The organism is Streptomyces sp. NPDC006197, from assembly GCF_040613865.1.
Lineage (GTDB): Bacteria > Actinomycetota > Actinomycetes > Streptomycetales > Streptomycetaceae > Streptomyces.
Map to the genome: position 1 here is coordinate 1 of NZ_JBEXSZ010000094.1, position 25652 is coordinate 25652.

At 71.7% G+C, this 25652-nt stretch carries 26 protein-coding genes; 15 read left to right on the forward strand and 11 right to left on the reverse strand.

The window, feature by feature from the left end; all coding sequences use genetic code 11:
- The first annotated feature begins 213 nt into the window (after positions 1-213).
- The 3 genes from ABZ318_RS25905 (at position 214) to ABZ318_RS25915 (ending at position 2965) form a co-directional block, all read left to right on the forward strand.
- Complete coding sequence (locus tag ABZ318_RS25905) at positions 214-2295, forward strand: FUSC family protein (RefSeq protein WP_356904868.1); 2082 nt, start codon at positions 214-216, stop codon at positions 2293-2295.
- Between the two features lie 94 nt (positions 2296-2389).
- Positions 2390-2554: a 50S ribosomal protein L33 gene (gene rpmG, locus ABZ318_RS25910; RefSeq protein WP_225801770.1), complete on the forward strand. Its 165-nt coding sequence runs from the start codon at positions 2390-2392 to the stop codon at positions 2552-2554.
- A 198-nt stretch (positions 2555-2752) separates the two neighbouring features.
- Positions 2753-2965, forward strand: coding sequence for a DUF397 domain-containing protein (locus ABZ318_RS25915; RefSeq protein WP_063992029.1), 213 nt, complete (start codon positions 2753-2755; stop codon positions 2963-2965).
- Between the two features lie 80 nt (positions 2966-3045).
- Here the strand turns inward: ABZ318_RS25915 and ABZ318_RS25920 are convergent, their stop codons facing one another.
- Positions 3046-3543, reverse strand: a complete 498-nt coding sequence (locus ABZ318_RS25920) for an ATP-binding protein (protein WP_356904869.1) — start codon at positions 3541-3543, stop codon at positions 3046-3048.
- A gap of 329 nt (positions 3544-3872) precedes the next feature.
- On the opposite strand from ABZ318_RS25920, the gene ABZ318_RS25925 reads away from it, so the two are divergent.
- From ABZ318_RS25925 to ABZ318_RS25940, 4 genes are all read left to right on the forward strand, one after another.
- Complete coding sequence (locus ABZ318_RS25925) at positions 3873-4745, forward strand: helix-turn-helix transcriptional regulator (RefSeq protein WP_356904870.1); 873 nt, start codon at positions 3873-3875, stop codon at positions 4743-4745.
- A gap of 63 nt (positions 4746-4808) precedes the next feature.
- Positions 4809-6266, forward strand: coding sequence for an aldehyde dehydrogenase family protein (locus ABZ318_RS25930; RefSeq protein ID WP_356904871.1), 1458 nt, complete (start codon positions 4809-4811; stop codon positions 6264-6266).
- Positions 6267-6346: 80 nt separating this feature from the next.
- On the forward strand, positions 6347-6889 hold the full coding sequence (locus ABZ318_RS25935; RefSeq protein ID WP_356904872.1) for a DinB family protein: 543 nt from the start codon (positions 6347-6349) through the stop codon (positions 6887-6889).
- A gap of 23 nt (positions 6890-6912) precedes the next feature.
- A complete protein-coding gene (locus ABZ318_RS25940; RefSeq protein ID WP_356904873.1) occupies positions 6913-7530 on the forward strand; it encodes a PadR family transcriptional regulator in 618 nt (205 codons plus the stop codon).
- Between the two features lie 61 nt (positions 7531-7591).
- Here the strand turns inward: ABZ318_RS25940 and ABZ318_RS25945 are convergent, their stop codons facing one another.
- Positions 7592-8866 carry an ion channel protein gene (locus tag ABZ318_RS25945; RefSeq protein WP_356904874.1) on the reverse strand — a complete coding sequence of 425 codons (1275 nt, stop codon included), beginning with the start codon at positions 8864-8866 and terminating at the stop codon, positions 7592-7594.
- Positions 8867-8991: 125 nt separating this feature from the next.
- On the opposite strand from ABZ318_RS25945, the gene ABZ318_RS25950 reads away from it, so the two are divergent.
- Positions 8992-9753 (forward strand): MerR family transcriptional regulator, encoded by a 762-nt coding sequence (locus ABZ318_RS25950; RefSeq protein ID WP_356904875.1) that lies wholly within the window; start codon positions 8992-8994, stop codon positions 9751-9753.
- Between the two features lie 44 nt (positions 9754-9797).
- On the opposite strand, the gene ABZ318_RS25955 is transcribed toward ABZ318_RS25950, so the two are convergent.
- Positions 9798-10166 (reverse strand): YbjQ family protein, encoded by a 369-nt coding sequence (locus ABZ318_RS25955; RefSeq protein ID WP_356904894.1) that lies wholly within the window; start codon positions 10164-10166, stop codon positions 9798-9800.
- Between the two features lie 152 nt (positions 10167-10318).
- Between ABZ318_RS25955 and ABZ318_RS25960 the strand changes: the two genes are divergently transcribed.
- The gene (locus tag ABZ318_RS25960; RefSeq protein WP_356904876.1) at positions 10319-11020 is read left to right on the forward strand and encodes a VTT domain-containing protein; all 702 of its coding nucleotides are present in this window, start codon (positions 10319-10321) and stop codon (positions 11018-11020) included.
- Between the two features lie 42 nt (positions 11021-11062).
- Here the strand turns inward: ABZ318_RS25960 and ABZ318_RS25965 are convergent, their stop codons facing one another.
- The gene (locus tag ABZ318_RS25965) at positions 11063-12715 is read right to left on the reverse strand and encodes a threonine/serine exporter family protein (protein ID WP_356904895.1); all 1653 of its coding nucleotides are present in this window, start codon (positions 12713-12715) and stop codon (positions 11063-11065) included.
- Positions 12716-12832: 117 nt separating this feature from the next.
- Positions 12833-13324: an inorganic diphosphatase gene (locus tag ABZ318_RS25970; protein WP_123453014.1), complete on the reverse strand. Its 492-nt coding sequence runs from the start codon at positions 13322-13324 to the stop codon at positions 12833-12835.
- Positions 13325-13426: 102 nt separating this feature from the next.
- Here ABZ318_RS25970 and dacB point away from each other — a divergent pair, with 102 nt between their 5' ends.
- The 6 genes from dacB to folE all read left to right on the forward strand — a co-directional run bounded on the left by dacB (position 13427) and on the right by folE (position 20727).
- Positions 13427-14824, forward strand: coding sequence for a D-alanyl-D-alanine carboxypeptidase/D-alanyl-D-alanine-endopeptidase (gene dacB, locus ABZ318_RS25975; protein ID WP_356904877.1), 1398 nt, complete (start codon positions 13427-13429; stop codon positions 14822-14824).
- A gap of 49 nt (positions 14825-14873) precedes the next feature.
- The gene (locus ABZ318_RS25980; RefSeq protein ID WP_356904878.1) at positions 14874-16013 is read left to right on the forward strand and encodes a zinc-dependent metalloprotease; all 1140 of its coding nucleotides are present in this window, start codon (positions 14874-14876) and stop codon (positions 16011-16013) included.
- Positions 16014-16251: 238 nt separating this feature from the next.
- Positions 16252-17250, forward strand: coding sequence for a tRNA lysidine(34) synthetase TilS (tilS, locus tag ABZ318_RS25985; RefSeq protein WP_356904879.1), 999 nt, complete (start codon positions 16252-16254; stop codon positions 17248-17250).
- Between the two features lie 41 nt (positions 17251-17291).
- Positions 17292-17831 carry a hypoxanthine phosphoribosyltransferase gene (gene hpt / locus ABZ318_RS25990; RefSeq protein WP_030219931.1) on the forward strand — a complete coding sequence of 180 codons (540 nt, stop codon included), beginning with the start codon at positions 17292-17294 and terminating at the stop codon, positions 17829-17831.
- Positions 17832-18002: 171 nt separating this feature from the next.
- Positions 18003-20021: an ATP-dependent zinc metalloprotease FtsH gene (gene ftsH, locus ABZ318_RS25995; RefSeq protein ID WP_356904880.1), complete on the forward strand. Its 2019-nt coding sequence runs from the start codon at positions 18003-18005 to the stop codon at positions 20019-20021.
- A gap of 100 nt (positions 20022-20121) precedes the next feature.
- Positions 20122-20727, forward strand: a complete 606-nt coding sequence (gene folE, locus ABZ318_RS26000) for a GTP cyclohydrolase I FolE (RefSeq protein ID WP_356904881.1) — start codon at positions 20122-20124, stop codon at positions 20725-20727.
- A 9-nt stretch (positions 20728-20736) separates the two neighbouring features.
- Here folE and ABZ318_RS26005 read toward each other — a convergent pair whose 3' ends face one another.
- From ABZ318_RS26005 to ABZ318_RS26030, 6 genes are all read right to left on the reverse strand, one after another.
- Entirely contained in the window at positions 20737-21228 is a 492-nt protein-coding gene (locus ABZ318_RS26005; RefSeq protein WP_356904882.1) for a DUF3180 domain-containing protein, read from the reverse strand.
- A gap of 60 nt (positions 21229-21288) precedes the next feature.
- A complete protein-coding gene (gene folK / locus ABZ318_RS26010) occupies positions 21289-21888 on the reverse strand; it encodes a 2-amino-4-hydroxy-6-hydroxymethyldihydropteridine diphosphokinase (RefSeq protein WP_356904883.1) in 600 nt (199 codons plus the stop codon).
- The gene (gene folB, locus ABZ318_RS26015; protein WP_030694518.1) at positions 21885-22244 is read right to left on the reverse strand and encodes a dihydroneopterin aldolase; all 360 of its coding nucleotides are present in this window, start codon (positions 22242-22244) and stop codon (positions 21885-21887) included. Before folB ends, folK begins: the two co-directional genes overlap by 4 nt.
- A gap of 121 nt (positions 22245-22365) precedes the next feature.
- Positions 22366-22854, reverse strand: coding sequence for a nuclear transport factor 2 family protein (locus tag ABZ318_RS26020; protein ID WP_356904884.1), 489 nt, complete (start codon positions 22852-22854; stop codon positions 22366-22368).
- Positions 22851-23711, reverse strand: coding sequence for a dihydropteroate synthase (folP, locus tag ABZ318_RS26025; protein ID WP_356904885.1), 861 nt, complete (start codon positions 23709-23711; stop codon positions 22851-22853). The genes ABZ318_RS26020 and folP overlap by 4 nt, the downstream gene beginning before the upstream one ends.
- Positions 23712-23739: 28 nt before the next feature.
- Positions 23740-25575 (reverse strand): phosphatidylglycerol lysyltransferase domain-containing protein, encoded by a 1836-nt coding sequence (locus tag ABZ318_RS26030; protein ID WP_356904886.1) that lies wholly within the window; start codon positions 25573-25575, stop codon positions 23740-23742.
- Positions 25576-25652 lie beyond the last annotated feature (77 nt).

Sequence of the window (25652 nt, forward strand, 5' to 3'; positions counted from 1 at the left end):
CGAGCGGCGGGGCCGCCAGGTGGAAGGCGAGCACGGACCAGAAGACGCTGAACGCCGCGAAGACGCACGCCCCGAGCAGCGCCGAGATCCGCAGCCTCTGGCGCCGGCAAGGGGCGCCGTCCCGTTGTGCCCACCCGTTCCGCCCCGGCGGAACGATTGCCCACAACGGGGGCGCGGGCCCGGTTTGGGTGGTTTCGCGGATACGCTCTGCGCATGAGCTGGCTCCGGGCGCTGAAGGAGACCGCCCGTTCCGGGCTCACCATCGAGCGGCGGCGGCTCGAGCCCGTCGTCGCGGCCCGCGGGGCCCTCGGCCTCGCCCTGGTCGTCGGTCTCTCCCTCGCCCTCTTCGGCCCCGCCGTCGCCGTCTCCTCCGCCTTCGGCGCCTTCCAGGCGGCCATCGCCACCTTCCAGCGTTCCTGGCGCCCCCGCCCCACCCTCGCCCTGGCCTCCGGCGCCAGCCTCGCCGTCTCGACGTTCCTCGGCTATCTCACAGGCGCCCACGAGGCCCTCTTCCTCGCCCTGCTGCTCTTCTGGGCGTTCCTGTCGGGCCTGGCCTGGGCCGCGGGCCCGACCGCCGGCATCATCGCCTCCTCCAACGTGGCGATCATGCTGGTGACGGTCACGCTCCCGACCTCCGTCGCCACCGCCGCCGGCCACGCCGTCGTGATCTTCGCGGGCGGTGTCGTCCAGGCCGCGCTCGTCGTCCTCCTGCCCGTCCGCCGCTGGGGCGCCCAGCGCGACGCCCTCGCGGACGCGCTCGCCGCGGAGGCGGACTACGCCCGTCGGCTGCGCCACGATCCGGTCGCCCCGTTCGACCCCGTACCGCTCATGACGGCGCGGAGCGCCGCCGCCGTGACGCCCCGCCAGGCCCGTACCCGCCCGGCGGAGCTGCACGGCGCGCGGGGGCTGGCGGAGCGGATCCGCCCGGTGCTCGCCTCGCTCGCGGACCCTGCGGTCGGCGTGCCTGAGGAGGGCCCGGAACGGGCCCGGGTGCGGGAGCTGCTGGCCGCGGCGGCCGAGGTACTGGACGCCGCCGCGCACGCGATCCGGCACGGCGAGCCGGTGGCGCCGCCACCGCCCGCTCTCGCCGTGCTCCGCACTCCGGACACCGGCGCGATCCTCAGGGGACCGTCCCGCCGGGCGGCCCTGCGCCTGACGGCCCTGCTCGGCGACGTCGTCGAGACGGCGGACCCGCGCACGGAGGCATCGGCACCCCCGGGCGAGGCGCCGCCCGGCCACGGCACCCGCACCCGCCCCACCCTCCTCCAGCTCGTGCCGGTCGTCGCGGCGGAGGTGCGTGCCGAGCTGCGCCCCGACTCCCCGGTCCTGCGGCACGCGGTCCGCGTCTCGGCGGTCACGGCCGCCGGCTACCTGCTGGGGACGTGGCTGCCCTTCGGGCACGGCTACTGGGCGCCGATGGCCTCGGCGATGGTGATGCGCCCGGACTTCTCGCAGACGTACGCGCGCTCGGTGGCGCGCTTCGGCGGCACCCTGGTCGGGGTGGTGCTGGCGACGGCGGTCGTCCGGTCGGCGCATCCGGGCACGTACCTGTCCGCCGCGCTCGCGGTGGTGTGCGCGTTCGGGATGTACCTGCTGATGCGGACGGGGTACGCGGCCGCGCAGACCTTCGTCTCCGCGTACGTCGTCTTCCTGCTCGGCATGGACGGCGCGGGCCTGACCCAGACCGTACGGGAGCGGGTCCTGCTGACCCTGCTCGGCGGGGTCCTGGCGATGCTGTCGTACGCCGTCTACCCGGCCTGGGAGACGCCCCGGCTGCGCGGCCGGCTCGCGGACTGGCTGGCGTCGGTCGGCGCGTTCGCGGCCGTCGTCACCGCGCGGTACGCCGACCCGGCCGGTCCGGCCGGCCCCGACGTGCGGGAGGCGCTCCTGCGGACCCGTGCGGCCCGGGTCGCCTGGCAGGAGGCGGTGGCCCGGGCGACCCACGAGCCGGTGCGGCACCGGGGGCTCTCGCACGCGGCGGTGGAGCAGGCCGAGCACGCGCTCGCGGAGTTCGGCCGGGTGGCGATGCTCCTGGAGGCGCACCTGCCGGAGCGCGGCACCCCGCCCGTGCCCGCGGCGGCGGCCCTCGCCGAGTCCCTGCGCCGGTCGACGGAGCGGGGGGCGAAGGAGGTGCGGGAGCGCGGGGAGCCGCACTGGGACGACCTGCGCGAGACGGTCGCGGCCTGGTCGGCGCGGCCGCCGGACCACTTCCTGCTCCACAAGGGCGCCGCCCTGCTCCTGGAGTGCCTGGAGGAGCTCACGACGGCCCTCATGGAGTCGAAGCGGTCCCCGTAGATCCCCACGGTCGTGGAGGGCCGACCCGGGTGGGTGGCCTACCTCTCCTCCCGGTTATTGGCAATGGGATTCGTTTTCATTTACTCTGCACGACATGGCACGCAATGAACTCCGCCCCGTCGTGAAGCTCCGTTCCACCGCCGGAACCGGATTCACCTACGTCACCCGCAAGAACCGCCGCAACGACCCCGACCGGCTCACCCTGCGCAAGTTCGACCCGGTCGCCGGCCGGCACGTCGACTTCCGAGAGGAGCGCTGACCTGCCCGTAGCCCCCGGCCCCGGCGGGAATACCCGCCGGTAGGACTCTCCGTCGCGTAGCCGCTACGCCACCCCCTGTGCACGTGCATCTGCTCATGCATCGGCATATGAACACAGCTATGATCCGAGGAAGTTGACACCTGCACCAAGCAACTCGGGGAGCTACCAGTGCATCATGCGCATCACGCGTACAACGGCATGGCGGCCACGGAGCTGCGAGGAGTCGTGTGGCAGAAGAGCCGGCACAGCAACTCCCAGGGATCCTGCGTGGAGTTCGCCAAGCTGCCGGGGGGCGACGTCGCCGTGCGCAACTCGCGCCACCCCGACGGGCCCGCGCTCGTCTACACGCCCGCGGAGATAGAGGCACTCCTGCTGGGCGTCAAGGACGGGGAGTTCGACCACCTGGTGTGAGCGCGAAGGCGTACGGCATGCGAGAAGGGCCCCGGCGCATGGCGCCGGGGCCCTTCCTCGTGTTCCGCGTGGGGCGGTCGCTACTCCGGTCCGATCCGGAACAGCGCCCACACCACCTTGCCCTGGAGCGTCCCGGCGAGCGGGTGCCAGCCCCAGCTGTCGCTGAACGAGTCCACCAGGAACAGGCCGCGTCCCGACTCGGCGGAGAAGTCCTCCTCGCCGCCGCGCGCCTCCGGGCTCTCCCTGCTGGGGTCGCGCACGGCGCACACCAGGCGCGAGGCCCAGCGCATCAGGTGCAGCCGGACCGGCGGGTTCTGGCCTTCTTCCTGCGGCGCGTCGGCGGGTACGGCGTGCCGCAGCGCGTTGGTGACGAGTTCGGAGACGACCAGGGCCACGTCGTCGAAACGCTCCGTCAGTTCCCAGCGGTCGAGCGTGGCGCTGGTGAACTTGCGGGCCCCGCGCACGGCTTCGTACCGGGCGGGCAGGGCGCAGGAGGCGGAGGTGGAGACGGCGCCGGGATCGATCGGCGGAAGGCCCTGCCGTAACGGCTCGAGCACGGTCGATCCATTCGTCCCCATGCGAGGCACTCCCGGGAATCGCGACTGTGGTGCGACAACACGACAACACGAACGAGTACGCGGCTGCGCGGGCCCCATGGTTCCGAATGCGCCCACTGGATGCAAGGGCAGATGCACGTGCACGCGCCGGACCTGTCCGCCCCCGTGCCGAATCTGTGCATAAGTCGTCCACGCGATGAGGGGAACTTCCCGCGATCTGCACGCACTGTGCGCGCGGACGCCCGGAAGTCGCCGCCTTTCCGTAATCGAATGTGTACGCGCTGAAGCGTTTGATGGCAGAATCCGGGGCTCGACGGGGGCTCGACACCGTGAAGGGGAGGCGAAGAGCCGTGACCGCAGGCGAATCGAGCGGAGCGAGCGGGAGCGTGGTGCGGCGCATCCTGCTGGGCTCCCAGCTGAGGCGGCTGCGCGAGTCGCGCGGGATCACCCGCGAGGCTGCCGGTTATTCGATCCGCGCGTCCGAATCCAAGATCAGCCGTATGGAGTTGGGAAGGGTGAGCTTCAAGGCCAGGGACGTCGAGGATCTGCTCACCCTCTACGGAGTGGGGGACGAGGCCGAGCGCGGCGCGCTCCTCGGGCTCGCCCGCGAGGCCAACGTCGCCGGCTGGTGGCACAGCTTCGGCGACGTCCTGCCCGGCTGGTTCCAGACGTACATCGGCCTGGAGGGCGCCGCCTCCCTCATCCGCGTCTACGAAGTGCAGTTCGTCCACGGCCTGTTGCAGACCGAGGAGTACGCCCAAGCCGTCGTCAGCCGCGGCATGCCCGACGCCCCGCGCGCAGAGATCGACCGCCGGGTCGCCCTGCGCCTGGAACGCCAGAAGATCCTGGTCTCCGAGCGCGCCCCGCAGTTCCACGCCGTCCTCGACGAGGCCGCGCTGCGCCGCCCCTACGGCGACCGGTCGGTCATGCGGGGGCAGTTGAGGCACCTCATCGAGATCTCCGAGCACCCGGGCGTCACGCTCCAGATCATGCCCTTCAGCTACGGCGGTCATGCCGGCGAGAGCGGCGCCTTCACGATGCTGAGCTTCCCCGAGTCCGACCTCTCCGACATCGTCTACCTCGAACAGCTCACCAGCGCCCTCTACCTCGACAAGCGCGAGGAGGTCGCCCAGTACCAGCGGGTGATGGAGAAGCTCCAGAAGGACGGTCCGGATCCGGCCGAAAGCCGGGACCTTCTCCGGGGACTCCTCCAACTCTCCTGACACATCAGTACGATGACGCGACATCAGTCGCACTGCAGGTAGCGGGTAGAGGGGTCTTCAACCATGTCGCACTTCACCGACCTGGCCCACCAGTACATCGACGGCGAGTGGAAGCCCGGCAGCGGTTCGTGGGACATCATCGACTTCAACCCGTACACCGGGGAGAAGCTGGCGTCGATCACCGTCGCGACCGCCGGTGAGGTCGACCGCGCCTACCGGGCCGCCGAGCGCGCCCAGACCGCGTGGGCCGAGACCAACCCGTACACCCGCCGGCTCGTCTTCGAGCGCGCGCTGCGGATCATCGAGGACCGCGAGGAGGAGATCGCCGAGACGATCGTCGCCGAGCTGGGCGGCACCCGCCTCAAGGCGGCCTTCGAGCTGCACCTCGCCAAGGAGTTCCTGCGCGAGGCGATCCAGCTGGCGCTGCGCCCCGAGGGCCGCATCCTGCCGTCCCCGGTGGACGGCAAGGAGAACCGGGTCTACCGCGTCCCGGTCGGCGTCGTCGGCGTCATCTCCCCCTTCAACTTCCCCTTCCTCCTCTCCCTCAAGTCGGTCGCGCCCGCGCTCGCGCTGGGCAACGCCGTCGTCCTCAAGCCGCACCAGAACACCCCGATCTGCGGCGGCACGCTGGTCGCGAAGGTCCTGGAGGAGGCCGGTCTGCCGGCCGGCCTGCTGAACGTCGTGGTCACCGACATCGCCGAGATCGGCGACGCGCTCCTGACCCACCCGGTCCCGAAGGTCATCTCCTTCACCGGCTCCGACAAGGTCGGCCGCCACGTCGCCACGGTCTGCGCGCAGAACTTCAAGCACGCCGTCCTCGAACTCGGCGGCAACAGCGCCCTGATCGTCCTCGACGACGCCGACGTCGACTACGCGGTGGACGCCGCCGTCTTCAGCCGCTTCGTGCACCAGGGCCAGGTCTGCATGGCCGCCAACCGCATCCTGGTGGACCGCGCCCTGGAGGAGGAGTTCACCGAGAAGTTCGTGGCGAAGGTGAAGACCCTCCGCGTCGGCGACCCGGCCGACCCCGCCACCCACATCGGTCCCCTCATCAACTCACAGCAGGCGGAGGCCGTCTCCTCGATCGTCGACCAGACGGTGGCGGCCGGCGCGACGGCCCTGCTGCACGGCACGGTCGACGGCAACCTCGTCTCCCCGTCCGTCCTCACCGGCCTCGCCGCCGACGCCCCGGTCCTGAGCCAGGAGATCTTCGGCCCGGTCGCGCTGATCGTCCCCTTCGACGGCGAGGAGGAGGCCGTGCGGATCGCCAACGACACGCCGTACGGGCTCAGCGGCGCCGTCCACACCGGGGACGTCGAGCGGGGCGTGCGGGTCGCCAAGCGCATCCACACCGGCATGATCCACATCAACGACGGCACCGTGCACGACGAGCCGATCGTGCCCTTCGGCGGCGAGAAGCACTCCGGCGTGGGGCGGCTCAACGGCGAGGCGATGGTGGAGTCCTTCACCACCCAGAAGTGGATCTCGATCCAGCACGGCCGAAGCCGCTTCCCGTTCTGAACCCCTTGAGGACAGTAGTTGTCCGCAAGGGCCCGTAGCGTGGTGCGCACAGGCTGAGAGCTACGGAAGGCGGACACATCATGGTTGCTCTTGTTCCCGCGGAGGCCCCCGGCGACGAGCGCGGCGCGTTCCTCAACTTCGTCGAGGCGCAGCGCGCCGCGCTCCGCCGCTCGCTCCTCGGACTCACCGAGGAGCAGGCGGCGAGCCGCCCCAGCGCCAGCGAGCTCAGCCTCTCGGGGCTGGTCAAGCACGTCGCCGAGGTGGAGCTGAACTGGCTGCGGCTGGCCCAGGAGCAGCCGAACGAGCGGCAGCGCACCGAGGAGACCTGGGGCGAGGCCTTCCGGCTCGTGGACGGCGAGACGATCCCCGACGTCCTCGCGTTCTGGGAGGACGTGGCGAAGCAGACGGAGGCGTTCGTCCGCTCGGTGCCGAGCCTGGACGGCACCTTCCCGCTGCCGCCCGCGCCCTGGTTCCCGAAGGACGGGCGGGTGTCGGTGCGCTGGATGCTGCTGCACCTGGTCCAGGAGATGGGGCGGCACGCCGGCCACGCGGACATCGTCCGCGAGTCCCTGGACGGCAAGGGCTCCTTCGATCTGATCGCGGAGGAGAACGGCACCGCTTAGTCAAGCTTGACTAACATGGGGGCATGTCGGCGATCCGTCTTCTCGTCCTGGGCGCGGTCAAGCAGCACGGCCGCGCCCACGGCTACCAGGTCCGCAACGACCTGGAGTACTGGGGGGCGCACGAGTGGTCCCACGCCAAGCCCGGCTCGATCTACCACGCGCTGAAGCAGATGGCGAAGCAGGGACTGCTGCACGCGCACGAGGTCGCGCCGAGCACGGTGGGCGGTCCGCCGCGCGTCGAGTACGAGCTGACGGAGGCCGGTACGGAGGAGTACTTCGCGCTGCTGCGCGAGGCGCTGACCACGTACGACCAGAAGACGGACGTCCTGTCGGCGGCCATCGGCTTCATGGTGGACCTGCCCCGCGCGCAGGCCGTGGAGCTGCTGCGCCGGCGGGTGCGGGCGCTCGACGAGTGGCGGGCCGAGGTCACCGGGTACTACACGCCGGAGGGCGGCCCGGAGCAGCTCGGGCACATCGGCGAGATCATGCACTTCTGGGTCCACTCGGCGGACGCCGGCAAGGAGTGGACGCTCGGCCTGATCGAGCGGATCGAGGGTGGGGCGTACGTGTTCGCGGGCGAGGGCGAGGCCTTCGTCGGGGTGCTCGCGGAGGGTGAGGAGAACCCGTACGCGAACCCGTAAGGGCGAGAAGAGCCCGTACGCGAACCCGTGGGGCCGCCTGGCGCCGTGCCGGCCCGGGCGGTCAGCGCAGGGCGTTGCCCTGGTGATCGAGTTCGAGCTGCGGGCGGCCGGTGACGATCAGCCAGGCGGGGAGCGAGGCCAGGCAGAGGAGGGCGAGCATCGCGGGGGAGGCGGCGAGGACGGCGCCCGTGAAGAGGCTGATCCAGCCCTGCCGGGTGGTGGCGAGCAGGACGCCGAGGACGGCGGAGGAGACGGCGACGGCCGGGTGGACCTCGGGGACGAGCGCCTGGGCGAGCAGCCCGAACGCGGCGCCGACGAAGACGGCGGGGAAGATCCGGCCGCCCCGGAAGCCGCAGGAGGCGGCGACCACGAGGGCGAGGAGCTTGACGGCGGCGAACCTGGCGAGTTCGCCGGAGGACCAGGCGCCGATCGAGGAGGTGAGCTCCTTGACCTCCTCCAGGCCCTTGAAGAGGGTCAGGTGCCCGCCGAGGGCGCCCAGGAGGCCGAGGACGAGGCCGCCGAGGGGCAGCGCCAGCATGGGGTGCCGCAGGCGCCGGAAGGCGGCGTGGACGTGGGGGAAGAGGGCGCAGGAGGCGAGGCCGAAGACGGCCGCGGCGGAGGCGATCACCAGGGCGGCGAGGAGGTCGCCGAAGCCCGGGTCGGTCAGCGGCGGGAGCCCCACGTCGAAACTGGGCTCGGCGAGCAGCTGGGTGGTCGTCGCGCCCGCGCCGGCGGCGACGAGAGGGGCGAAGAGCCGGTCCCAGAGGGAGCCGCGGCCCGGCTGGCCGGCCAGGGCCTCGGAGAGGACGAGGGCGGCCGCCACGGGGGTGCCGAAGAGGGCGCCGATGGTGGCGGCCGAGGCGAGCGCGACCCAGGCCGCGCCCGGCACGGCGGGGGCCACCTTGCGGCCGAGCCAGTAGGCGAGGGCGATGTTGGAGGCGATGATCGGGTTCTCGGGGCCGAGGCTGACGCCGCCGGCCAGCGCGAGGGTGCTCGCGAGCAGTAGCCCCGGCACCACGCCGGGGGCGAGCGGTGCCCCGCCGAGCCCCTCGGAGGCCGGGTCGGGTCCGGCGTGGCCGGGCACCTTCCACACCACGAGCCCCACGGCGATGCCCGTGGCCGTGAGCATGGAGATCATCCAGAGGGCGGAGTGGTCGCCGATGCCGAGCGCGTCCGGCAGGTCGTTCCAGAGCACGTGCTGGAACTCCTCGGCGAGGGCGCTGATCCCGAGGAACAGCAGGCTCGCCCCCACCCCGACGAGCAGGGCGGGCAGGATCTGGGGGAGCAGGAGCCGGGCGGGCGCCTCCACGGGAGGCGGAGCATGATCGGTGGCCACCGACCCACCATAAGTGGGCAAATACCGCACACCGTCCCGAGCAACGCCCGGGCGGGCACTTGCACCTCACGTCGCGTCAGGACCCAGGCTGAACGACGTACCGACAGAGAAAGGGCGGACGGCCGATGGGCTACTCCGTGGGACAGGTGGCCGGCTTCGCCGGGGTCACGGTGCGCACCCTGCACCACTACGACGCGATCGGGCTGCTCTCGCCGAGCGGCCGCAGCACGGCGGGCCACCGCCGCTACGACGACGCCGACCTCGACAGGCTCCAGCAGATCCTGTTCTACCGGGAGCTCGGCTTCCCCCTCGAAGAGGTCGCCGTCCTCCTCGACGACCCGCACGCCGACCCGCGGGAACACCTGCGGCGGCAGCACACGCTGCTGACCGCGCGGATCGGCGAGCTCCAGAGGATGGCGGCGGCCGTCGAGCACGCCATGGAGGCGAAGAAGATGGGCATCAACCTCACGCCCGAGGAGAAGTTCGAGGTCTTCGGGGACAAGGACCCCGAACGGTTCGCGGCCGAGACCGCCCGCCGCTGGGGCGGCTCCCACTCCCACGAGCAGGCACAGGCCCGCGCCGCCTCGTACGGCAAGGAGGACTGGCAGCGGATGAAGGACGAGGTGGACGCCTGGGGCGCCGCCTACGCCGCCCTGATGGACGGGGGCGGGGACCCGGGGTCCGAGGAGGCGATGGACCTCGCCGAGGCCCACCGCCGCCACCTCACCACCTGGTTCTTCGAGTGCCACCCCAGGACCCATGTGGAGCTCGCCGAGATGTACGTCGCCGACGAGGACTTCCACGCGTTCTACGAGTCGATCCACCCCGGCCTCCCCGAGCACCTGCGGGAGGCCGTCCGGGCGAACGCCGAACGCCGGGCGGCCTGACGGGCACCGAAAGCCGGGCGGCCCGACGGAAAGGCCCGACCGCCTCAGGCGCGCGGCGCGATCACCACCGCCGTGCCGTACGCGCAGACCTCCGTGCCCACGTCCGCCGCTTCCGTCACGTCGAAGCGGAACATGAGCACGGCGTTCGCGCCGCGCGCCTTCGCCTGCTCCACCAGGCGCTCCATCGCCTGGTTGCGGGTCTGCACGAGGGTCTTCGTCAGGCCCTTCAGCTCACCGCCGATCATCGACTTCAGGCCCGCGCCGATCTGGCTGCCCAGATGGCGGGAGCGGACGGTGAGCCCGAAGACCTCACCGATCACCTGCCGGACCTCGAAACCCGGCACGTCGTTCGTCGTCACGACCAGCACGTCGGGATGCGGCTCCTGACCGCCCCCGTACTCCTCGATGCCCATCGGCATGCACCTCCTGACCCCCAAGCCTCGGGCCGGCGCGGCGGGCCCGCATCCCGTGGGGGGCCGGGTGGAACCGGGCGCTCGCGGACCGCGTTGATAGCTTGGGGCCAGCCGTCCCCCACGCCCCCACCGACCGCAGGAGCCCGGAACCCGTGAACACGCTTGCCCTCGGACCGAGCTGGCTGGACCCCGACTACCTGATCCAGACCTTCGGTCTGATCGGTGTCCTGGTCATCGTCTTCGCCGAGTCCGGCCTCCTCATCGGGTTCTTCCTGCCCGGCGACTCACTGCTCTTCACCACCGGCCTCCTCGTCACGACCAACAAGCTCGACACGCCGCTGTGGCTGGTGTGCACCCTGGTGGTGGCCGCCGCCGTCCTCGGCGACCAGGTCGGCTACCTCTTCGGCCGGAAGGTCGGCCCGTCCCTCTTCAAGCGCCCCGACTCCAAGCTCTTCAAGCAGGAGAACGTCGAGAAGGCGCACGAGTTCTTCGAGAAGCACGGCCCGAAGTCGCTGATCCTGGCCCGCTTCGTGCCCATCGTCCGGACGTTCACGCCGATCATCGCCGGCGTGAGCCGGATGAACTACCGCTCGTTCATCATCTTCAACCTCATCGGCGGCCTGCTGTGGGGCGCCGGCGTGACCCTGCTCGGCGCCTCCCTCGGCAAGGTCGAGTTCGTCCACAAGCACATCGAGCTGATCCTCGTCGGGATCGTCCTGATCTCCGTGATCCCCGTCGCGATCGAGCTCCTCCGCGCCCGCTCCCAGTCGAAGAAGAACCCGTCCCGCAGCGACCACGACGCCCCCGGCACCCCGAACCCTCCGGGCCACCGGGGCCGCCACGCCAAGCGGTAGCAGCAGCTAGGGCCCGATCCGACGCCAATGGTCAGACAGGCCCTAGAAGCCCCGGGTGCGCTTCGCCGCGCGCCGTGCCGCCGCCGCGCCCGGGGCCTGCATGAACAGGCGGGCCAGCTCGCTTCCCAGGTTCACGCCGATCGCGATCGCCAGGGCGAGCGCCGCCGCCTTCGCGAGCGAGGCGAAACCCTGGTCCAGATTGTGCTGGGCGATCGCGAGCACCCCGAAGTACGTCGCCGAACCGGGCAGCAGCGGCCCGATCGCCGCCGTCACGTACGGCAGCGACGAGGTGTGGTGATAGCGGGCGATCAGCTGCCCGAAGAGACCCACCAGACCGGCCGCCACCGCCGTCGCCATCACCGCCGACGCCTCGGCGGTCACCGCGATCGACGCGTACACCACCCACGCCACCCCGCCGTTCAGCGTCGCGAAGAGCACCGTCGCCCGCGACTGCTGCAACAGGATCGCGAACGTCGCGCACAGCACCATCGACGCCAGGGTCTGCACCACCGGCCGCTCCACCGGCCGCAGCACCCCCTCCGGATTCAGCTGCGCGTCGAACTGCACCGCCACGTACAGCACCGACAGCACGCCCACCACGATCGCGACGAAGAAGTACGCGACCTCCAGGAGCCGGGCCGAGGCCGTGATGTAGAAACCGGTCAGCCCGTCCTGCACGGCCGCGACGAGCGCCCGCCCCGGAATCAGCGCGAACAGCCCACCGGTGATCACCGCCGAAGGAAGCAGATCCGCGTGCAGCAGCGTCAGCAGCACCCCCATCGCCGCCGGCGGCATCGCCGCCACCAGGAACTGGTAGAACTCCGGCATCCCGCGCCCCGCGAACAGCCACGCCAGCCGGTCGCCCAGGACCGCGCCGAGCGCCGCCACGAAGAAGACCGTCGGACCGCCGCCCAGCAGCACCGAGGCCGCACCGGCCAGGACGCCGGCCGCAGTCGTCAGGGCCCAGCCCGGGTACGGGTGCCGGTTCCGCCGGATCTCCGCGAGCCGCCGGTACGCCTCCTCCGGCGTCACCTCGTGCGCCCGCGCGTTGATGTCCGCCAGCAGCTGGTAGACGGCCGCGAGCCGCGTGTAGTCCGTGCCCCGGCGGCGCACCGTCCGGTTCGCCGTGACCGGGTCGTCCACCAGCGAGGGCTGGTAGGTGACGGACAGCAGCGTGAAGGTGACCGTCGGCTCCACCCGGTCCAGACCGTACGAGCGGCAGATCGCGAGCATCGACGCCTCGACGTCCTCCGCGCCCTCCCCGCCCGCGAGCAGCAGCTCGCCGATGCGCAGCGTCAGGTCGAGGACACGCGGCACCGAGGGCCCCGACTCGTCCTCCTTGCGCGAAGCCTCCGGCACCGGCCGCTCACCCACCGGCAGCCGCAGCATCGTCCGCATCCGGTCCTGCCACGGCGCGTCCTGCGGGAGCCGCACCAGCGGCACCCCGTACGCCGGGGTGAACGCGGGCGGCGAGCTCTTCGCCGAGTACGTGGCGGGCGGGGCGAACGCCGAACCCTCCGGCTCCTGCGGCGGCTCCGGCACCAGACCGGGCGGAAGGGCGAACTCCGAGGTCGGATGCTCCTCCTCGGCCGGCGCGGGCTGCTCCACCCCCGCCGGCGGCACGAACGCGCTCCGCGCCTCGTCCGACTGCGGCTTCCGGTCCTCAGGAGCACCGTCCTCCGGCTCCGCCACCACTCTCTCCGCCCTCATCCCCGGGGAATCCTGGATTCCAGTATGAAGGTGCGACAGACGCGCGAAAGGCGGTGCACCCCAAGAGGTGCACCGCCTTCACATCAGCCCGGCATCAGGGGCTCAGTGGCCGCCCTGCTCCTTGGCACGCGCGAACGACTTCTCGATCTCGGCCTCGGCCTCGGCGCGACCGACCCAGTCGGCACCCTCGACCGACTTGCCCGGCTCCAGGTCCTTGTAGACCTCGAAGAAGTGCTGGATCTCCAGGCGGTCGAACTCCGCCACGTGGTGGATGTCCCGCAGGTGCTCCATGCGCGGGTCCGTCGCCGGCACGCACAGCAGCTTGTCGTCGCCGCCGGCCTCGTCCGTCATGCGGAACATGCCGATGGCGCGGCACTTGATCAGGCAGCCCGGGAAGGTGGGCTCGTCGAGGATCACGAGCGCGTCCAGCGGGTCGCCGTCCTCGCCGAGGGTGTTCTCGACGTAGCCGTAGTCGGTCGGGTAGGCCGTCGACGTGAACAGACGACGGTCCAGGCGGATGCGACCGGTCTCGTGGTCGACCTCGTACTTGTTCCGCGATCCCTTGGGGATCTCGATGAGAACGTCGAACTCCACGGGTGGCTCCTCCTGAATCAACACAAGTGAATGCTCGCGACGGCGCGCGGTGATTAAGTGTCCCTCACGCACGTGTGTGATCGCGAAAGGGGCTGGTCAGCAATGCCGGAGCCGAGGACGTGGCAGCTCACGGCGGGCTCCGCCGCCCTCGGTATCGCCCTGGCCGCCGTGGCGGTGACCGCGGCCGGACCGTGGGACGGAGGCCAGCGTACGGCCGAGCGGGCCCGCGCCGCCGCCCCCACGACGGGTGGCACGCATCACGCCCCGGCCCCCGCCCCCGCCGCACCCCGCCGCCCCGCGCCCGCCCCCAGCGCCCCCGGCGTCCTCACCGCCCTGCACGCCCCCGCCCCCGCCGCGCGCGCCACCGACCTCGCCGCCGTCCTCGTCCCCCTCCTCGCCGACCCCGGCCTCGGCACGCTCCGCACCGCCTCCGTCGTCGACACCGCCACCGGGAAACAGCTCTACGGCGAGGGCGCGGCCACCCCCATGACCCCCGCCTCCACCGTCAAGATCGCCACCACCGCCGCCGCGCTCTCCGCCCTCGGCCCCGACCACCGCATCCCCACCACCGTCACCGCCGCCCCCGACGGCAGGAGCATCACCCTCACCGGCGGCGGCGACCCCACCCTCGACCCCGCCCGCCTCAAGGCCCTCGCCGCCGACACCGCCCGCGCCCTCAAGACCCGCGGCCACACCTCCGTACGCCTCGCCTACGACACGAGCCTCTACCGCGGCCCCGCGCTCCACCCCATCGGCCCCAACGAGAACCTCGCCCCCGTCGTCGCCCTCATGACCCGCGAAGGACGCCTCGACGACAGCACCGGCGGCCCCGCCCCCCGCACCGCCGACCCCGCCGGCGACACCGCCACCGCCTTCGCGCAGCACCTCACCGAGGCCGGCATCACGATCACCGGGAACCCCGCCCCCGGGCCCACCCCCAAGGCCGCCCCCCTCGCCCGCACGGAATCCGCCCCCCTCGCCGACCTCGTCGAACACACCCTCACCCACAGCGACAACGACCTCGCCGAAGCCCTCGCCCGGCAGACCGCCCTCGCCCGCAGACAGCCCGCCAGCTTCCAGGGCGCCGAGAAGGCCGTGCACGACGAGCTCGCCCGCCTCCGCCTCCCCGTCACCGGCGCCCGCTTCGCCGACGGCAGCGGACTCGACCGCCGCGACCGCGTCTCCGCCGCCCTCCTCACCGGCCTCCTCACCCGAGCGGCCGACCCCGCCCGCCCCGCCCTGCGCCCCCTCCTCACCGGACTGCCCGTCGGCGGCTTCACCGGCACCCTCGCCGACCGCTTCGACACCACCCCCGCGGGCGCCGGACTCGTCCGCGCCAAGACCGGCACCCTCACGGGCGTCAACACCCTCGCCGGAACCGTCGTCACCCCCGACGGACGCCTCCTCGCCTTCGCGTTCCTCGCCGGCCGCACCCCCTCCCCGTACGAGGCGCAACCCGCCCTGGACCGGCTCTCCGCCGCCCTCGCCGGCCAGAACTGACCCCGGACGAACACGCACCCAACGGGCGCCGAACCCGTACGGTTGACGCATGACGAGCATCGGTGGCGCAGGCACATCCGGGATGGTCGACTGGAACCTCGCGGTCGCGACCGCGACCCGCCTCGTGCGGCCCGGACCCGAAGTCAGCCGCGACGAGGCCCGCGAGGTCGTCGCCGAACTCCGCAGACACGCCAAAGCCTCCGAGGAACACGTCCGCGCCTACACCCGGATGATCCCCGAGGGCGCCGAACCCCACGACACCCCCGTCCTCGTCGTCGACCGCGCCGGCTGGATCAAGGCCAACGTCGCCGGCTTCCGCGAACTCCTCACCCCCCTCCTCGGCAAGATGCAGGAACGCCGCTCCACCACCCCCGGCAGCGCCGTCCTCGGCGCCGTCGGCGGCAAGGTCACCGGCGTCGAACTCGGCATGCTGCTGTCCTTCCTCGCCTCCCGCATCCTCGGCCAGTACGAGACCTTCGCCCCCGCCACCCGCGACCTCCCCGCCGGCGCCGACGGCGGCGGACGCCTCCTCCTCGTCGCCCCCAACATCGTCCACGTCGAACGGGAACTCGACGTCTCCCCCCACGACTTCCGGCTCTGGGTCTGCCTCCACGAAGAGACCCACCGCACCCAGTTCACCGGCGTCCCCTGGCTCCGCGACCACCTCCAGGGCGAAATCCAGTCGTTCCTCGCCGCCACCGACGTCGACCCCGGCACCGTCGTCGAACGCCTCCGCGAAGCCGTCCAGACCCTCGCCGGCGGCCGCCCCGAAGGAGAAGAGGGCGAACCCGCCCCCTCCCTCGTCGAGCTCGTCCAGACCCCCGAACAGCGCGAGATCCTCGGCCGCCTCACCGCCGTCATGTCGCTCCTCGAAGGCCACGCCGACTACGTCATGGACGGCGTCGGACCCCAGGTCGTCCCCTCCGTCGCCGAGATCCGCGAGAAGTTCCAGGCCCGCCGCGCCCGCGGCGCCTCCCGCCTCGACCTCGCCCTGCGCCGGCTCCTCGGCCTCGACGCCAAACTCCGCCAGTACCGCGACGGCGAACGCTTCGTCCGCGCCGTCGTCGACCAGGTCGGCATGGACGGCTTCAACCGCGTGTGGACCTCGCCCAACACGCTCCCCACCAAGGCCGAGATCGCGGCACCCGCCGACTGGATCGCGAGGGTGCACCGCAAGGCGGACTCCTGAGCGAAGGCGCACCGTAAGGCAGACTCCTGAGACAGATGCGGCACACGACACGGGAACGCGTCAGAACACCGCACCAATCACCCATCCGAGGGACCCTGACCATGGGGTGAGGCATGCAATGCTCGGGTAACGGCCGGGTTTCTGTCACCATCGACGCACTCTGAGTGACCGAACCCCCCTTTCCGACCGTTAAGACTCCGACCGAGGCACCCCACCCCCATCACGAAGGGAACCGGACATGGGTCCCCATCCTGCGGTCGCGGCGATACGCCTGGCGGTCCGCCGCGTACTCCACGACGTCCTCACCGACCACACGACCGGCCGCGAACCGCTCGTGCTCGTCGCCTGCTCCGGCGGCGCCGACTCCATGGCACTCGCCTCCGCCCTCGCCTTCGAGGCCCGCAAGCTCCCCGTACGCGCCGGCGGCATCACCGTCGACCACGGCCTCCAGGACGGCTCCGACACCCGAGCCACCGAGGTCGCCGGACGCATGGCCGCCCTCGGCCTCACCCCCGCCGAGGCCGTCGCCGTCACCGTCGGCCGCGAGGGAGGCCCCGAAGCCGCCGCCCGCGACGCCCGGTACGCCGCCCTCGACGCCGCCGCCGAACGCCACGGCGCCAGCGCCGTCCTCCTCGGCCACACCCGCGACGACCAGGCCGAAACCGTCCTCCTCGGCCTCGCCCGCGGCTCCGGCATCCGCTCCCTCTCCGGCATGGCCGCCGTCTCAGGCACCTCCGGCCGCTACCGCCGGCCCTTCCTCCAGCTCGACCGCCAGACCGTCCGCAAGGCCTGCATCGCACAGGAACTCGCCGTCTGGGACGACCCCCACAACAGCGACCCCGCCTACACCCGCTCCCGGCTCCGCCACGAAGGCCTCCCCGCCCTCGAGAAGGCCCTCGGCAAAGGCGTCGTCGAAGCCCTCGCCCGAACGGCCCAGCTCTCCCGCGACGACGCCGACGCCCTCGACACCTGGGCCGCCGACGCCGAGACCGCCGTACGCGACGAAGCGGGCGCCCTCGAGTGCTCCAAACTCCACGGGCTGCCCCCCGCCGTACGCCGCAGGGTCCTGCGCCGCGCCGTCATCGCCGAGGGCGCCCCCGCCGGCTCCCTCTTCGCCCGCCACATCGAAGAGATCGACCGACTCATCACCGGCTGGCGCGGCCAAGGAGCCATCAACCTGCCCGGCCGAGTCGAAGCCCGCCGCCAGGGTGGCAGACTGGTCATCCGGCAAGGCTGACGCACGCTGCAACGAAAGTGACCCGGGTGAACGAGAAGGACATGGGCACCGACCTCCAGTCGGTGCTCATCACCAAGGAAGAGATCGACGCCAAGCTGGCAGAGCTGGCCGCGAAGATCGACGCGGAATACGCGGGCAAGGACCTGCTCATCGTCGGCGTCCTCAAGGGCGCCGTGATGGTGATGGCGGATCTGGCTCGCGCCCTTTCCACCCCCGTCACCATGGACTGGATGGCCGTCTCCTCCTACGGCGCCGGCACCCAGTCCTCCGGCGTCGTCCGAATCCTCAAGGACCTCGACACCGACATCAAGGGCAAGCACGTCCTGATCGTCGAGGACATCATCGACTCCGGCCTGACCCTGTCCTGGCTGCTGTCGAACCTCGGCTCCCGCGAGCCCGCCTCCCTCGAGGTGTGCACCCTCCTGCGCAAGCCGGAGGCCGCGAAGGTCGCCATCGACGTCAAGTGGATCGGCTTCGACATCCCCAACGAGTTCGTCGTCGGCTACGGCCTCGACTACGCCGAGAAGTACCGGAACCTTCCGTTCGTCGGCACGCTCGCCCCCCACGTCTACGGCGGCTGAGCCCTCGGCGGTACGGGGAACCCGCGCCGCCTTCCCTCCGTTGAACCATGGGAAGGCGGTCGCGGGCGACGATGCTGAGGTACCGTCCGAAGAACAGCTTTTTCACACAGCAGCTCTCACAGCAGCATTTTCCTACGGGCAGGAGGGACGGAGCGTCATCGCTCCGTATGGATGGACGTGAAGCGATACTTCCGTGGGCCGGTCATGTGGATCGTGCTGGCCGTCCTCGCCGTGGTCGTGCTGATGCAGGTCGTCGGCTCGTCCGAGGGCTACAAGACGGTGGACACCGGCCAGGTCGTCCAGGCGATCGACAAGAACCAGGTCAAGCAGGCAAGACTCACCACCGGTGACGAGCAGCTCATCAAGCTCGACCTCATCGACGGCCAGAAGATCAACAAGGCCGACAAGATCCAGGCCAGCTACATCGGCACCCAGGGCGCCGATCTCGCCGACAAGCTCCAGGAGAAGTTCGAAGCCGGACAGATCGAGAAGGGCTACACCGTCTCCCCGACGAAGCAGTCGCCCTTCGTCTCGATCCTGCTCTCGCTCCTCCCCTTCGTCCTCATCGTGGTCGTCTTCCTCTTCCTGATGAACCAGATGCAGGGCGGCGGCTCCCGCGTCATGCAGTTCGGCAAGTCCAAGGCGAAGCTCATCACCAAGGACACCCCCAAGACCACCTTCGCCGACGTCGCCGGCTCCGACGAAGCCGTCGAGGAACTCCACGAGATCAAGGAATTCCTCCAGGAACCCGCCAAGTTCCAGGCCGTCGGCGCCAAGATCCCCAAGGGCGTCCTCCTCTACGGCCCGCCCGGAACCGGCAAGACGCTCCTCGCGCGCGCCGTCGCCGGCGAGGCCGGAGTGCCGTTCTACTCGATCTCCGGCTCCGACTTCGTCGAGATGTTCGTCGGCGTCGGCGCCAGCCGCGTCCGCGACCTCTTCGAACAGGCCAAGGCCAACGCACCCGCGATCGTCTTCGTCGACGAGATCGACGCCGTCGGACGCCACCGCGGCGCCGGCCTCGGCGGCGGCCACGACGAACGCGAGCAGACCCTCAACCAGCTCCTCGTCGAGATGGACGGCTTCGACGTCAAGGGCGGCGTCATCCTCATCGCCGCCACCAACCGCCCCGACATCCTCGACCCCGCCCTCCTGCGCCCCGGCCGCTTCGACCGGCAGATCGCCGTCGACCGCCCCGACATGCAGGGCCGCCTGGAGATCCTCAAGGTCCACCAGAAGGGCAAGCCGGTCGCCCCGGACGTCGACCTCGGCGCCGTCGCCCGGCGCACCCCCGGCTTCACCGGCGCGGACCTCTCCAACGTCCTCAACGAGGCGGCGCTCCTCACCGCCCGCAGCGACCAGAAGCTGATCGACAACAAGGCCCTGGACGAGGCGATCGACCGCGTGGTCGCGGGCCCGCAGAAGCGGACCCGGATCATGTCGGACAAGGAGAAGAAGATCACCGCGTACCACGAGGGCGGTCACGCCCTGGTCGCGGCGGCCTCGCCGAACTCCGACCCCGTCCACAAGATCACCATCCTGTCCCGCGGCCGGGCCCTGGGCTACACCATGGTCCTCCCGGAAGAGGACAAGTACTCGACCACGCGCAACGAGATGCTCGACCAGCTGGCCTACATGCTGGGCGGCCGCGCGGCCGAGGAGCTCGTCTTCCACGACCCGACCACGGGCGCCGCGAACGACATCGAGAAGGCCACCGCCACGGCCCGCGCGATGGTCACGCAGTACGGCATGACCGAGCGGCTCGGCGCCATCAAGTTCGGCGGCGACAACACCGAGCCCTTCCTCGGCCGTGAGATGGCGCACCAGCGCGACTACTCGGAAGAGGTCGCCGCGCTGGTCGACGAAGAGGTCAAGAAGCTCATCGAGACCGCGCACAACGAGGCGTGGGAGATCCTCGTCGAGAACCGTGACGTCCTCGACAACCTGGTCCTGCAGCTTCTGGAGAAGGAGACGCTGGGCAAGGAGGAGATCGCCGAGATCTTCGCCCCCATCGTCAAGCGCCCGGCCCGCCCGGCCTGGACCGGCTCCAGCCGCCGCACCCCCTCCACGCGCCCGCCGGTGCTCTCCCCCAAGGAGCTCGCCCTGACGAACAGCGCGAACGGCTCGGCGACCCCGGCGGTCGACACCACCAAGGGCATCGACATCGCCCCGGTCGACACCCCCGAGGACTGACCGCCCGGCCCCCCGGAATGGAAGCCGCGCCCCCACAGGTTCTAGCCTGTGGGGGCGCGGCCATTTCGCGCGCACACAGTCAGACGGAACGAGGCACAGGATGACCGACCCGGTGACGCTGGACGGCGAGGGCACGATCGGCGAGTTCGACGAGAAGCGCGCCGAGAATGCCGTACGGGAGCTCCTCATCGCGGTCGGCGAGGACCCGGACCGCGAGGGACTGCGGGATACGCCCGGCCGGGTGGCGCGGGCGTACAAGGAGATATTCGCGGGCCTGTGGCAGGAGCCCGAGGACGTCCTCACGACCACGTTCGACCTGGGCCACGACGAGATGGTGCTGGTCAAGGACATCGAGGTGTACTCGACCTGTGAGCACCACCTCGTACCGTTCCGCGGAGTCGCCCACGTGGGCTACATCCCGTCCACGTCGGGCAAGATCACCGGCCTGTCGAAGCTGGCGCGCCTCGTGGACGTCTACGCCCGCCGTCCCCAGGTGCAGGAGCGGCTCACCACGCAGGTGGCGGACTCGCTGATGGAGATCCTGGAGCCGCGCGGCGTCATCGTGGTCTTCGAGTGCGAGCACATGTGCATGTCGATGCGGGGCATCCGCAAGCCGGGCGCGAAGACCATCACCTCGGCCGTCCGGGGCCAGCTGCGTGACCCCGCGACCCGTGCCGAGGCGATGAGCCTCATCATGGCGCGCTGAGCGTCCGTCTCACTGACTTCCGGCCCGGGCCTTGCCCGGGCCGTTGTCGTCGTCCTCCGGGAGCTTGCAGACCCGTTCCAGGAAGAGGGCGGCGGCGATGACGGCGATGCCCGCCGCGACCGAGAAGGCCGCGTAGAGGGCCTGGTCGCGGCGGGCGGGGACGTCGAGGGAGCCGAGGAGGAAGACGCCCGTGCCGCCGTACATGCCGGCGACGAGGGCGGCGACCAGGGCGCTCGCCTGGCCGAAGACCACCGCGCGTGCCGCCATCAGGGGTTCGACGCCCTTGGCGCCGGGGCGGCGCTCGCGCTGGGCCTTGAGGCGGGCGCGGATGGAGAGGGCGGTCGCGGTGAGGACGGCGGCGATCACGGCGAGGACGATGGGTGCGGCGATCGGCACGCTGGGGAGGGTGCCGACCGAGTCCCAGAGGCGGGCGGCGCCCCAGGAGAGGATGCCGGCGACCAGGAACAGTCCGGTGAGTACCTTCAGCCGCAGTTGTTTCACCGGATGTCCTTCGTGTGGTCGTCGGTCGTGATCGCCGGGCGGTCTCCCCGAGCGTAACGACTACTCGGGCAGACGGAGTTCCAGGTCGGCACGGGGAGTGACGCCTTCGCGGCCGAGGGCGGCGAGGAGGTCGGCCACCGGACCGTGACCGGGGAGCTGGGCGTCGGGGTCGACGTCGTGCCAGGGGGCGAGGACGAAGGCGCGCTGGTGGGCGCGGGGGTGGGGGAGGGTGAGGACGGGGTCCTCGGAGACGACGTCGGCGTAGGCGATGATGTCGACGTCGATGGTGCGGGCGCCCCAGCGCTCCTCGCGGACCCGGTGGAAGGCCTCTTCGACGGCGTGGGCCCGCTCCAGGAGGGAGGAGGGCGGCAGGGTCGTCTTCACGAGGGCGACGGCGTTGAGGTAGGAGGGCTGGCTGCCGGGTTCGACGCCCCAGGGGGCCGTCTCGTAGACGGGGGAGACGGCTTTGACCCGGAGGCCGGGCGTGTCGCCGAGGGCGTCGACGGCGCCCTGGAGGGTCTCCAGGCGGTTGCCGAGGTTGGCGCCGAGGGCGAGGACGGCCCAGCGGGGGTTGGAGAGGGTGGTGTCCGCGGCGTCGACGGTGGCGACGACGGAGGCCGGTACGGGCTGGACGGTGGGGTCGCTCTGCGTCGGCTTCATCGTCGGCTCCGGGTGATCGTGATGGTCACGTCGTCGAACGGCACGGTGATGGGCGCGTCGGGCTTGTGGACGACGACCTCCACCTCTTGTACCCCGGTGTGGCTGAGGCATTGCTGGGCGATGCGTTCGGCGAGGGTTTCGATGAGGTCGACGGGTTCGCCCTGGACGACGTCGACGACCTCTTCGGCGACGATGCCGTAGTGCACCGTCTTGCTGAGGTCGTCGTCGGCGGCGGCCGGGCGGGTGTCCAGGCCGAGGACCAGGTCCACGATGAAGGTCTGGCCCTCCTCGCGCTCCTTGGGGAAGACGCCGTGGTGGCCTCGGGCCTTGAGGCCGCGCAGCGCGACACGATCCACGCGAATCACTCCTGCTGTCGTAGGTCGGGTGGCCACGCAGCCGGGTGCGGACGGCCGGGTGTCCACTTCGAATCTACCTGCGGGGACCGACAGCGCTTGCCCGTGGGGGGCCGGGGGTGGGTCAGGCGGGGGGTTCCAGGGCGTCGGTGCCGGGCTCGGGGCCGTCCGTTTCGTCGGTCTCGCCGAGGACGGGGGAGGCGTGGTGGGACCAGATCCGCCAGCCCGCGGGTGTGCGGCGGAACACGTTGGTGGCGACGACGAGCTGGCCGACGAGGGGGCCGAGCTCGGCGCCGTCCTCGGCGGGTCCGCCGCTGAGGATGTTCTCGGTGCAGGTGACGAGGGCGGTGTCGCCGGCGAGGGAGATCCGCAGGTCGGTGAGGAAGAACTGGATGTAGTCGGTGTTCGCCATGATCAGGGCGTACGAGCGGAGGACCTCGCCGCGGCCGGTGAGGACGGGCCAGCCGGGGTGGACGCACGTGACGGGGGTGGTGCCGTCGTCGAGCCAGAGGGCGGAGAGGCTTTCGAAGTCGCCGGTCTCCATGGCCTCGTAGAAGGCGGTGTTGGCGGCTTCGACGGCTGCTTCGTCGGTGGCCGGGTCGGTGCGGCTCACGCGGCTCCTTCGACGGCCCTGGCGACGCGTACGGCGTCGGCGGTGGCGCGTACCTCGTGGACGCGGACGGCCCACGCGCCGGTGTGGGCGGCGATGGCGGAGACGGCGGCGGTGGCGGCGTCGCGTTCGCGGGCGGGTGGCGGGGTGGCGCCTTCGCGGGTGAGGACGTGGCCGAGGAACCGTTTGCGGGAGGCGGCGACGAGGAGGGGGCGGCCGAGGGCGCGGAGCTCGGGGAGGTGGGCGACGAGGGCGAGGTCGTGGGGGGCGAGTTTGGCGAAGCCGAGGCCGGGGTCGATGACGATGCGCTCGGGGGCGATACCGCCGTCGACGACGGCTTCCATGCGGGTGCGGAGTTCGGTGAGGACTTCGCCGACGACGTCGTCGTAGACGGCGAGGCTGTTCATGTCGGCGCTGAAGCCGCGCCAGTGCATGACGACGAAGGGGACTTCGGCGGCGGCGACGGTGGGGACCATGGCGGGGTCGGCGAGGCCGCCGCTGACGTCGTTGACGAGGACGGCGCCGGCTTCGACGGCGCGGGCGGCGACGGTGGCGCGCATGGTGTCGACGGAGACGGTGACGCCTTCGGCGGCGAGGCCGCGGACGACGGGGACGACTCGGCGGAGTTCTTCCTCCTCGTCGACGCGGGTGGCGCCGGGGCGGGTGGACTCGCCGCCGACGTCGACGAGGTCGGCGCCTTCGGCGACCAGGTCGAGGCCGTGTTTGACGGCGGCCGTGGTGTCGAACCAGCGGCCGCCGTCGGAGAAGGAGTCGGGGGTCACGTTGACCACGCCCATGACCGCGCAGCGGTCCCACTCCGGCAGGCCCTGGGCCGTGCCCCGGTCGATCGTCGTACTCATGTGTCCAGCGTAGGGCCCAGGGGTGATATCAGGCCGCGCGGACCGTGTGGTCGGTGGTCTGGGCGGGGGTGATGTGGACGCAGGGGCGGGGGGCGGGGGTGGGGCGTCGGCGGGTGAAGGGGCGGGGCAGGGAGAGGTTCACGAAGCCTTCGGCCTGCATGGCGGCGAAGCCGATGCGGGGGAGGTCGCCGCTTTTGCGGTAGACGACGAAGCGGGGCTCCCAGCGTGGCCGGAACTTGGCGTTGAACTTGTAGAGCGACTCGATCTGGAACCAGCGGGAGAGGAAGACGAGGAGTCCGCGCCAGATGCGCAGGACGGGGCCGGCGCCGATCTTCTCGCCGCGGGCGAGGGCGGCGCGGAACATGGCGAAGTTGAGGGACACGCGGGTGATGCCGAGGCCGGGGGAGGCCTGGAGGGCGGCGACGATGAGGAGCTCGTTCATGCCGGGGTCGGCGGAGCGGTCGCGGCGCATGAGTTCGAGGGACATGCCGTCGGGGCCCCAGGGCACGAAGTGGATGATCGCCTTGAGGTCGCCGTAGGGGGAGGTGTCGTCCTCCTTGTGGGCGGTCGCTATGACGGCGTCGCCGTCTCCGGGGGCGCCGATGCGGCCGAGGGCCATGGAGAAGCCGCGTTCGGTGTCGGTGCCGCGCCAGTCGGCGGCGGCGCGGCGGATTCGTTCCAGTTCGTCGTCGTCGAGGTCACGGACGCGGCGGACCTGGGTGGTGTAGCCGCCTCGTTCGATGCGTTTGACCATTTGGCGGACGTTGCGCATGGCGCGGCCGGAGAGGGAGAAATCCGCGACGTCGACGACCGCCTCGTCGCCGAGTTCGAGGGCGTCGAGGCCGGTTTCCCGGGTCCAGACCTGGCCACCGGTCTCGGAGCAGCCCATGACGGCGGGGGTCCAGGAGTGGGCCTTGGCTTCGTCCATGAAGCGTTCGATGGCGCCGGGCCAGGCTTCGACGTCGCCGATGGGGTCGCCGCTGGCGAGCATGACGCCGGAGACGACGCGGTAGCAGACGGCGGCTTTGCCGCTGGGGGAGAAGACGACGCCCTTGTCGCGGCGGAGGGCGAAGTGGCCGAGGGAGTCGCGGCCGCCGTGCTGGTCGAGGAGGGCGCGCAGGCGGGTCTCGTCCTCGTCGGTGAGGCGGGCGGCGGGGTGTTCGGGGCGGAAGGCCAGGTAGATGGTGGTGAGGGCGGTGAGCATGCCGAGGGCACCGAGGGAGTAGCCGACGGTCCAGTCGACGCCCTTGGTGTAGGCGACGGGGCCTTCGATGCCGAGGAGTCCGTACAGGACGTGTTCGAGTCGGTCGGTGAGGCTGGGGCTGCCGATGACGCGGCGGGGGTGGGCGCTGACGATGACGAGGCCGAGGGCGATGGATCCGGCGCCCATGACGACGAAGTTGGCGAGGGCCCGCCAGCGGCTGCGGGGGTCGGGGAGGGCGGCGAATTCGCCTCGGTGGCGTACGAGGAGGGTGAGGAGGACGAGGGAGAGGAGGGCGCCGAGGACGGAGTGGCGCCAGACGAACTGGGCGGCGGCGCCGAGGGGGAGGAGGACGACGGCGGCGCGCCAGGCGCGGCGTTTGTGCCGCTTGAGGCCGTGGGCGAGGAGCAGGAGGAGGACGCCGGCGCTCAGGGAGAGGGCGGCGGAGAGGGGGCCGAGGGTGCCGGGGAGGACTTCGGCGACGGCGTGCATGCGGCTGGCCCGGAAGCGGGGGAAGACGCCGGCGGCGATGTCGATGAGGCCGATGGCGGTGCAGGCCGTGCCGACGAGGGCGGGGACCTTCTCGGGGCGGGGGCCGCGGAGAATCCGCCGCATCCGAACCGGAACCAATCCCGATTTGTCCCCATCTACCGTGACAGACATGGCTTCCCGTACTTCCCGTGGTCCTGCGCAGGGTCTTTGACTCCGGTCGGGCCCTGCGGCGCGTTCGGTGGGCCGTT

Coding starts and splice junctions, on each gene's coding strand:
- ABZ318_RS25955 (WP_356904894.1), bottom strand. CDS start 10,166: ATGGGCATCGAGGAGTACGGGGGCGGTCAGGAGCCGCATCCCGACGTG.
- hpt (WP_030219931.1), top strand. CDS start 17,292: ATGGGCACCGACCTCCAGTCGGTGCTCATCACCAAGGAAGAGATCGAC.
- ABZ318_RS25905 (WP_356904868.1), top strand. CDS start 214: ATGAGCTGGCTCCGGGCGCTGAAGGAGACCGCCCGTTCCGGGCTCACC.
- rpmG (WP_225801770.1), top strand. CDS start 2,390: ATGGCACGCAATGAACTCCGCCCCGTCGTGAAGCTCCGTTCCACCGCC.
- tilS (WP_356904879.1), top strand. CDS start 16,252: ATGGGTCCCCATCCTGCGGTCGCGGCGATACGCCTGGCGGTCCGCCGC.
- ABZ318_RS25950 (WP_356904875.1), top strand. CDS start 8,992: ATGGGCTACTCCGTGGGACAGGTGGCCGGCTTCGCCGGGGTCACGGTG.
- ftsH (WP_356904880.1), top strand. CDS start 18,003: ATGGACGTGAAGCGATACTTCCGTGGGCCGGTCATGTGGATCGTGCTG.
- folE (WP_356904881.1), top strand. CDS start 20,122: ATGACCGACCCGGTGACGCTGGACGGCGAGGGCACGATCGGCGAGTTC.
- ABZ318_RS25930 (WP_356904871.1), top strand. CDS start 4,809: ATGTCGCACTTCACCGACCTGGCCCACCAGTACATCGACGGCGAGTGG.
- dacB (WP_356904877.1), top strand. CDS start 13,427: ATGCCGGAGCCGAGGACGTGGCAGCTCACGGCGGGCTCCGCCGCCCTC.
- ABZ318_RS25935 (WP_356904872.1), top strand. CDS start 6,347: ATGGTTGCTCTTGTTCCCGCGGAGGCCCCCGGCGACGAGCGCGGCGCG.
- folK (WP_356904883.1), bottom strand. CDS start 21,888: ATGAAGCCGACGCAGAGCGACCCCACCGTCCAGCCCGTACCGGCCTCC.
- ABZ318_RS25920 (WP_356904869.1), bottom strand. CDS start 3,543: ATGGGGACGAATGGATCGACCGTGCTCGAGCCGTTACGGCAGGGCCTT.
- ABZ318_RS25940 (WP_356904873.1), top strand. CDS start 6,913: ATGTCGGCGATCCGTCTTCTCGTCCTGGGCGCGGTCAAGCAGCACGGC.
- ABZ318_RS26030 (WP_356904886.1), bottom strand. CDS start 25,575: ATGTCTGTCACGGTAGATGGGGACAAATCGGGATTGGTTCCGGTTCGG.
- ABZ318_RS25915 (WP_063992029.1), top strand. CDS start 2,753: ATGGCGGCCACGGAGCTGCGAGGAGTCGTGTGGCAGAAGAGCCGGCAC.
- folP (WP_356904885.1), bottom strand. CDS start 23,711: ATGAGTACGACGATCGACCGGGGCACGGCCCAGGGCCTGCCGGAGTGG.
- ABZ318_RS25980 (WP_356904878.1), top strand. CDS start 14,874: ATGACGAGCATCGGTGGCGCAGGCACATCCGGGATGGTCGACTGGAAC.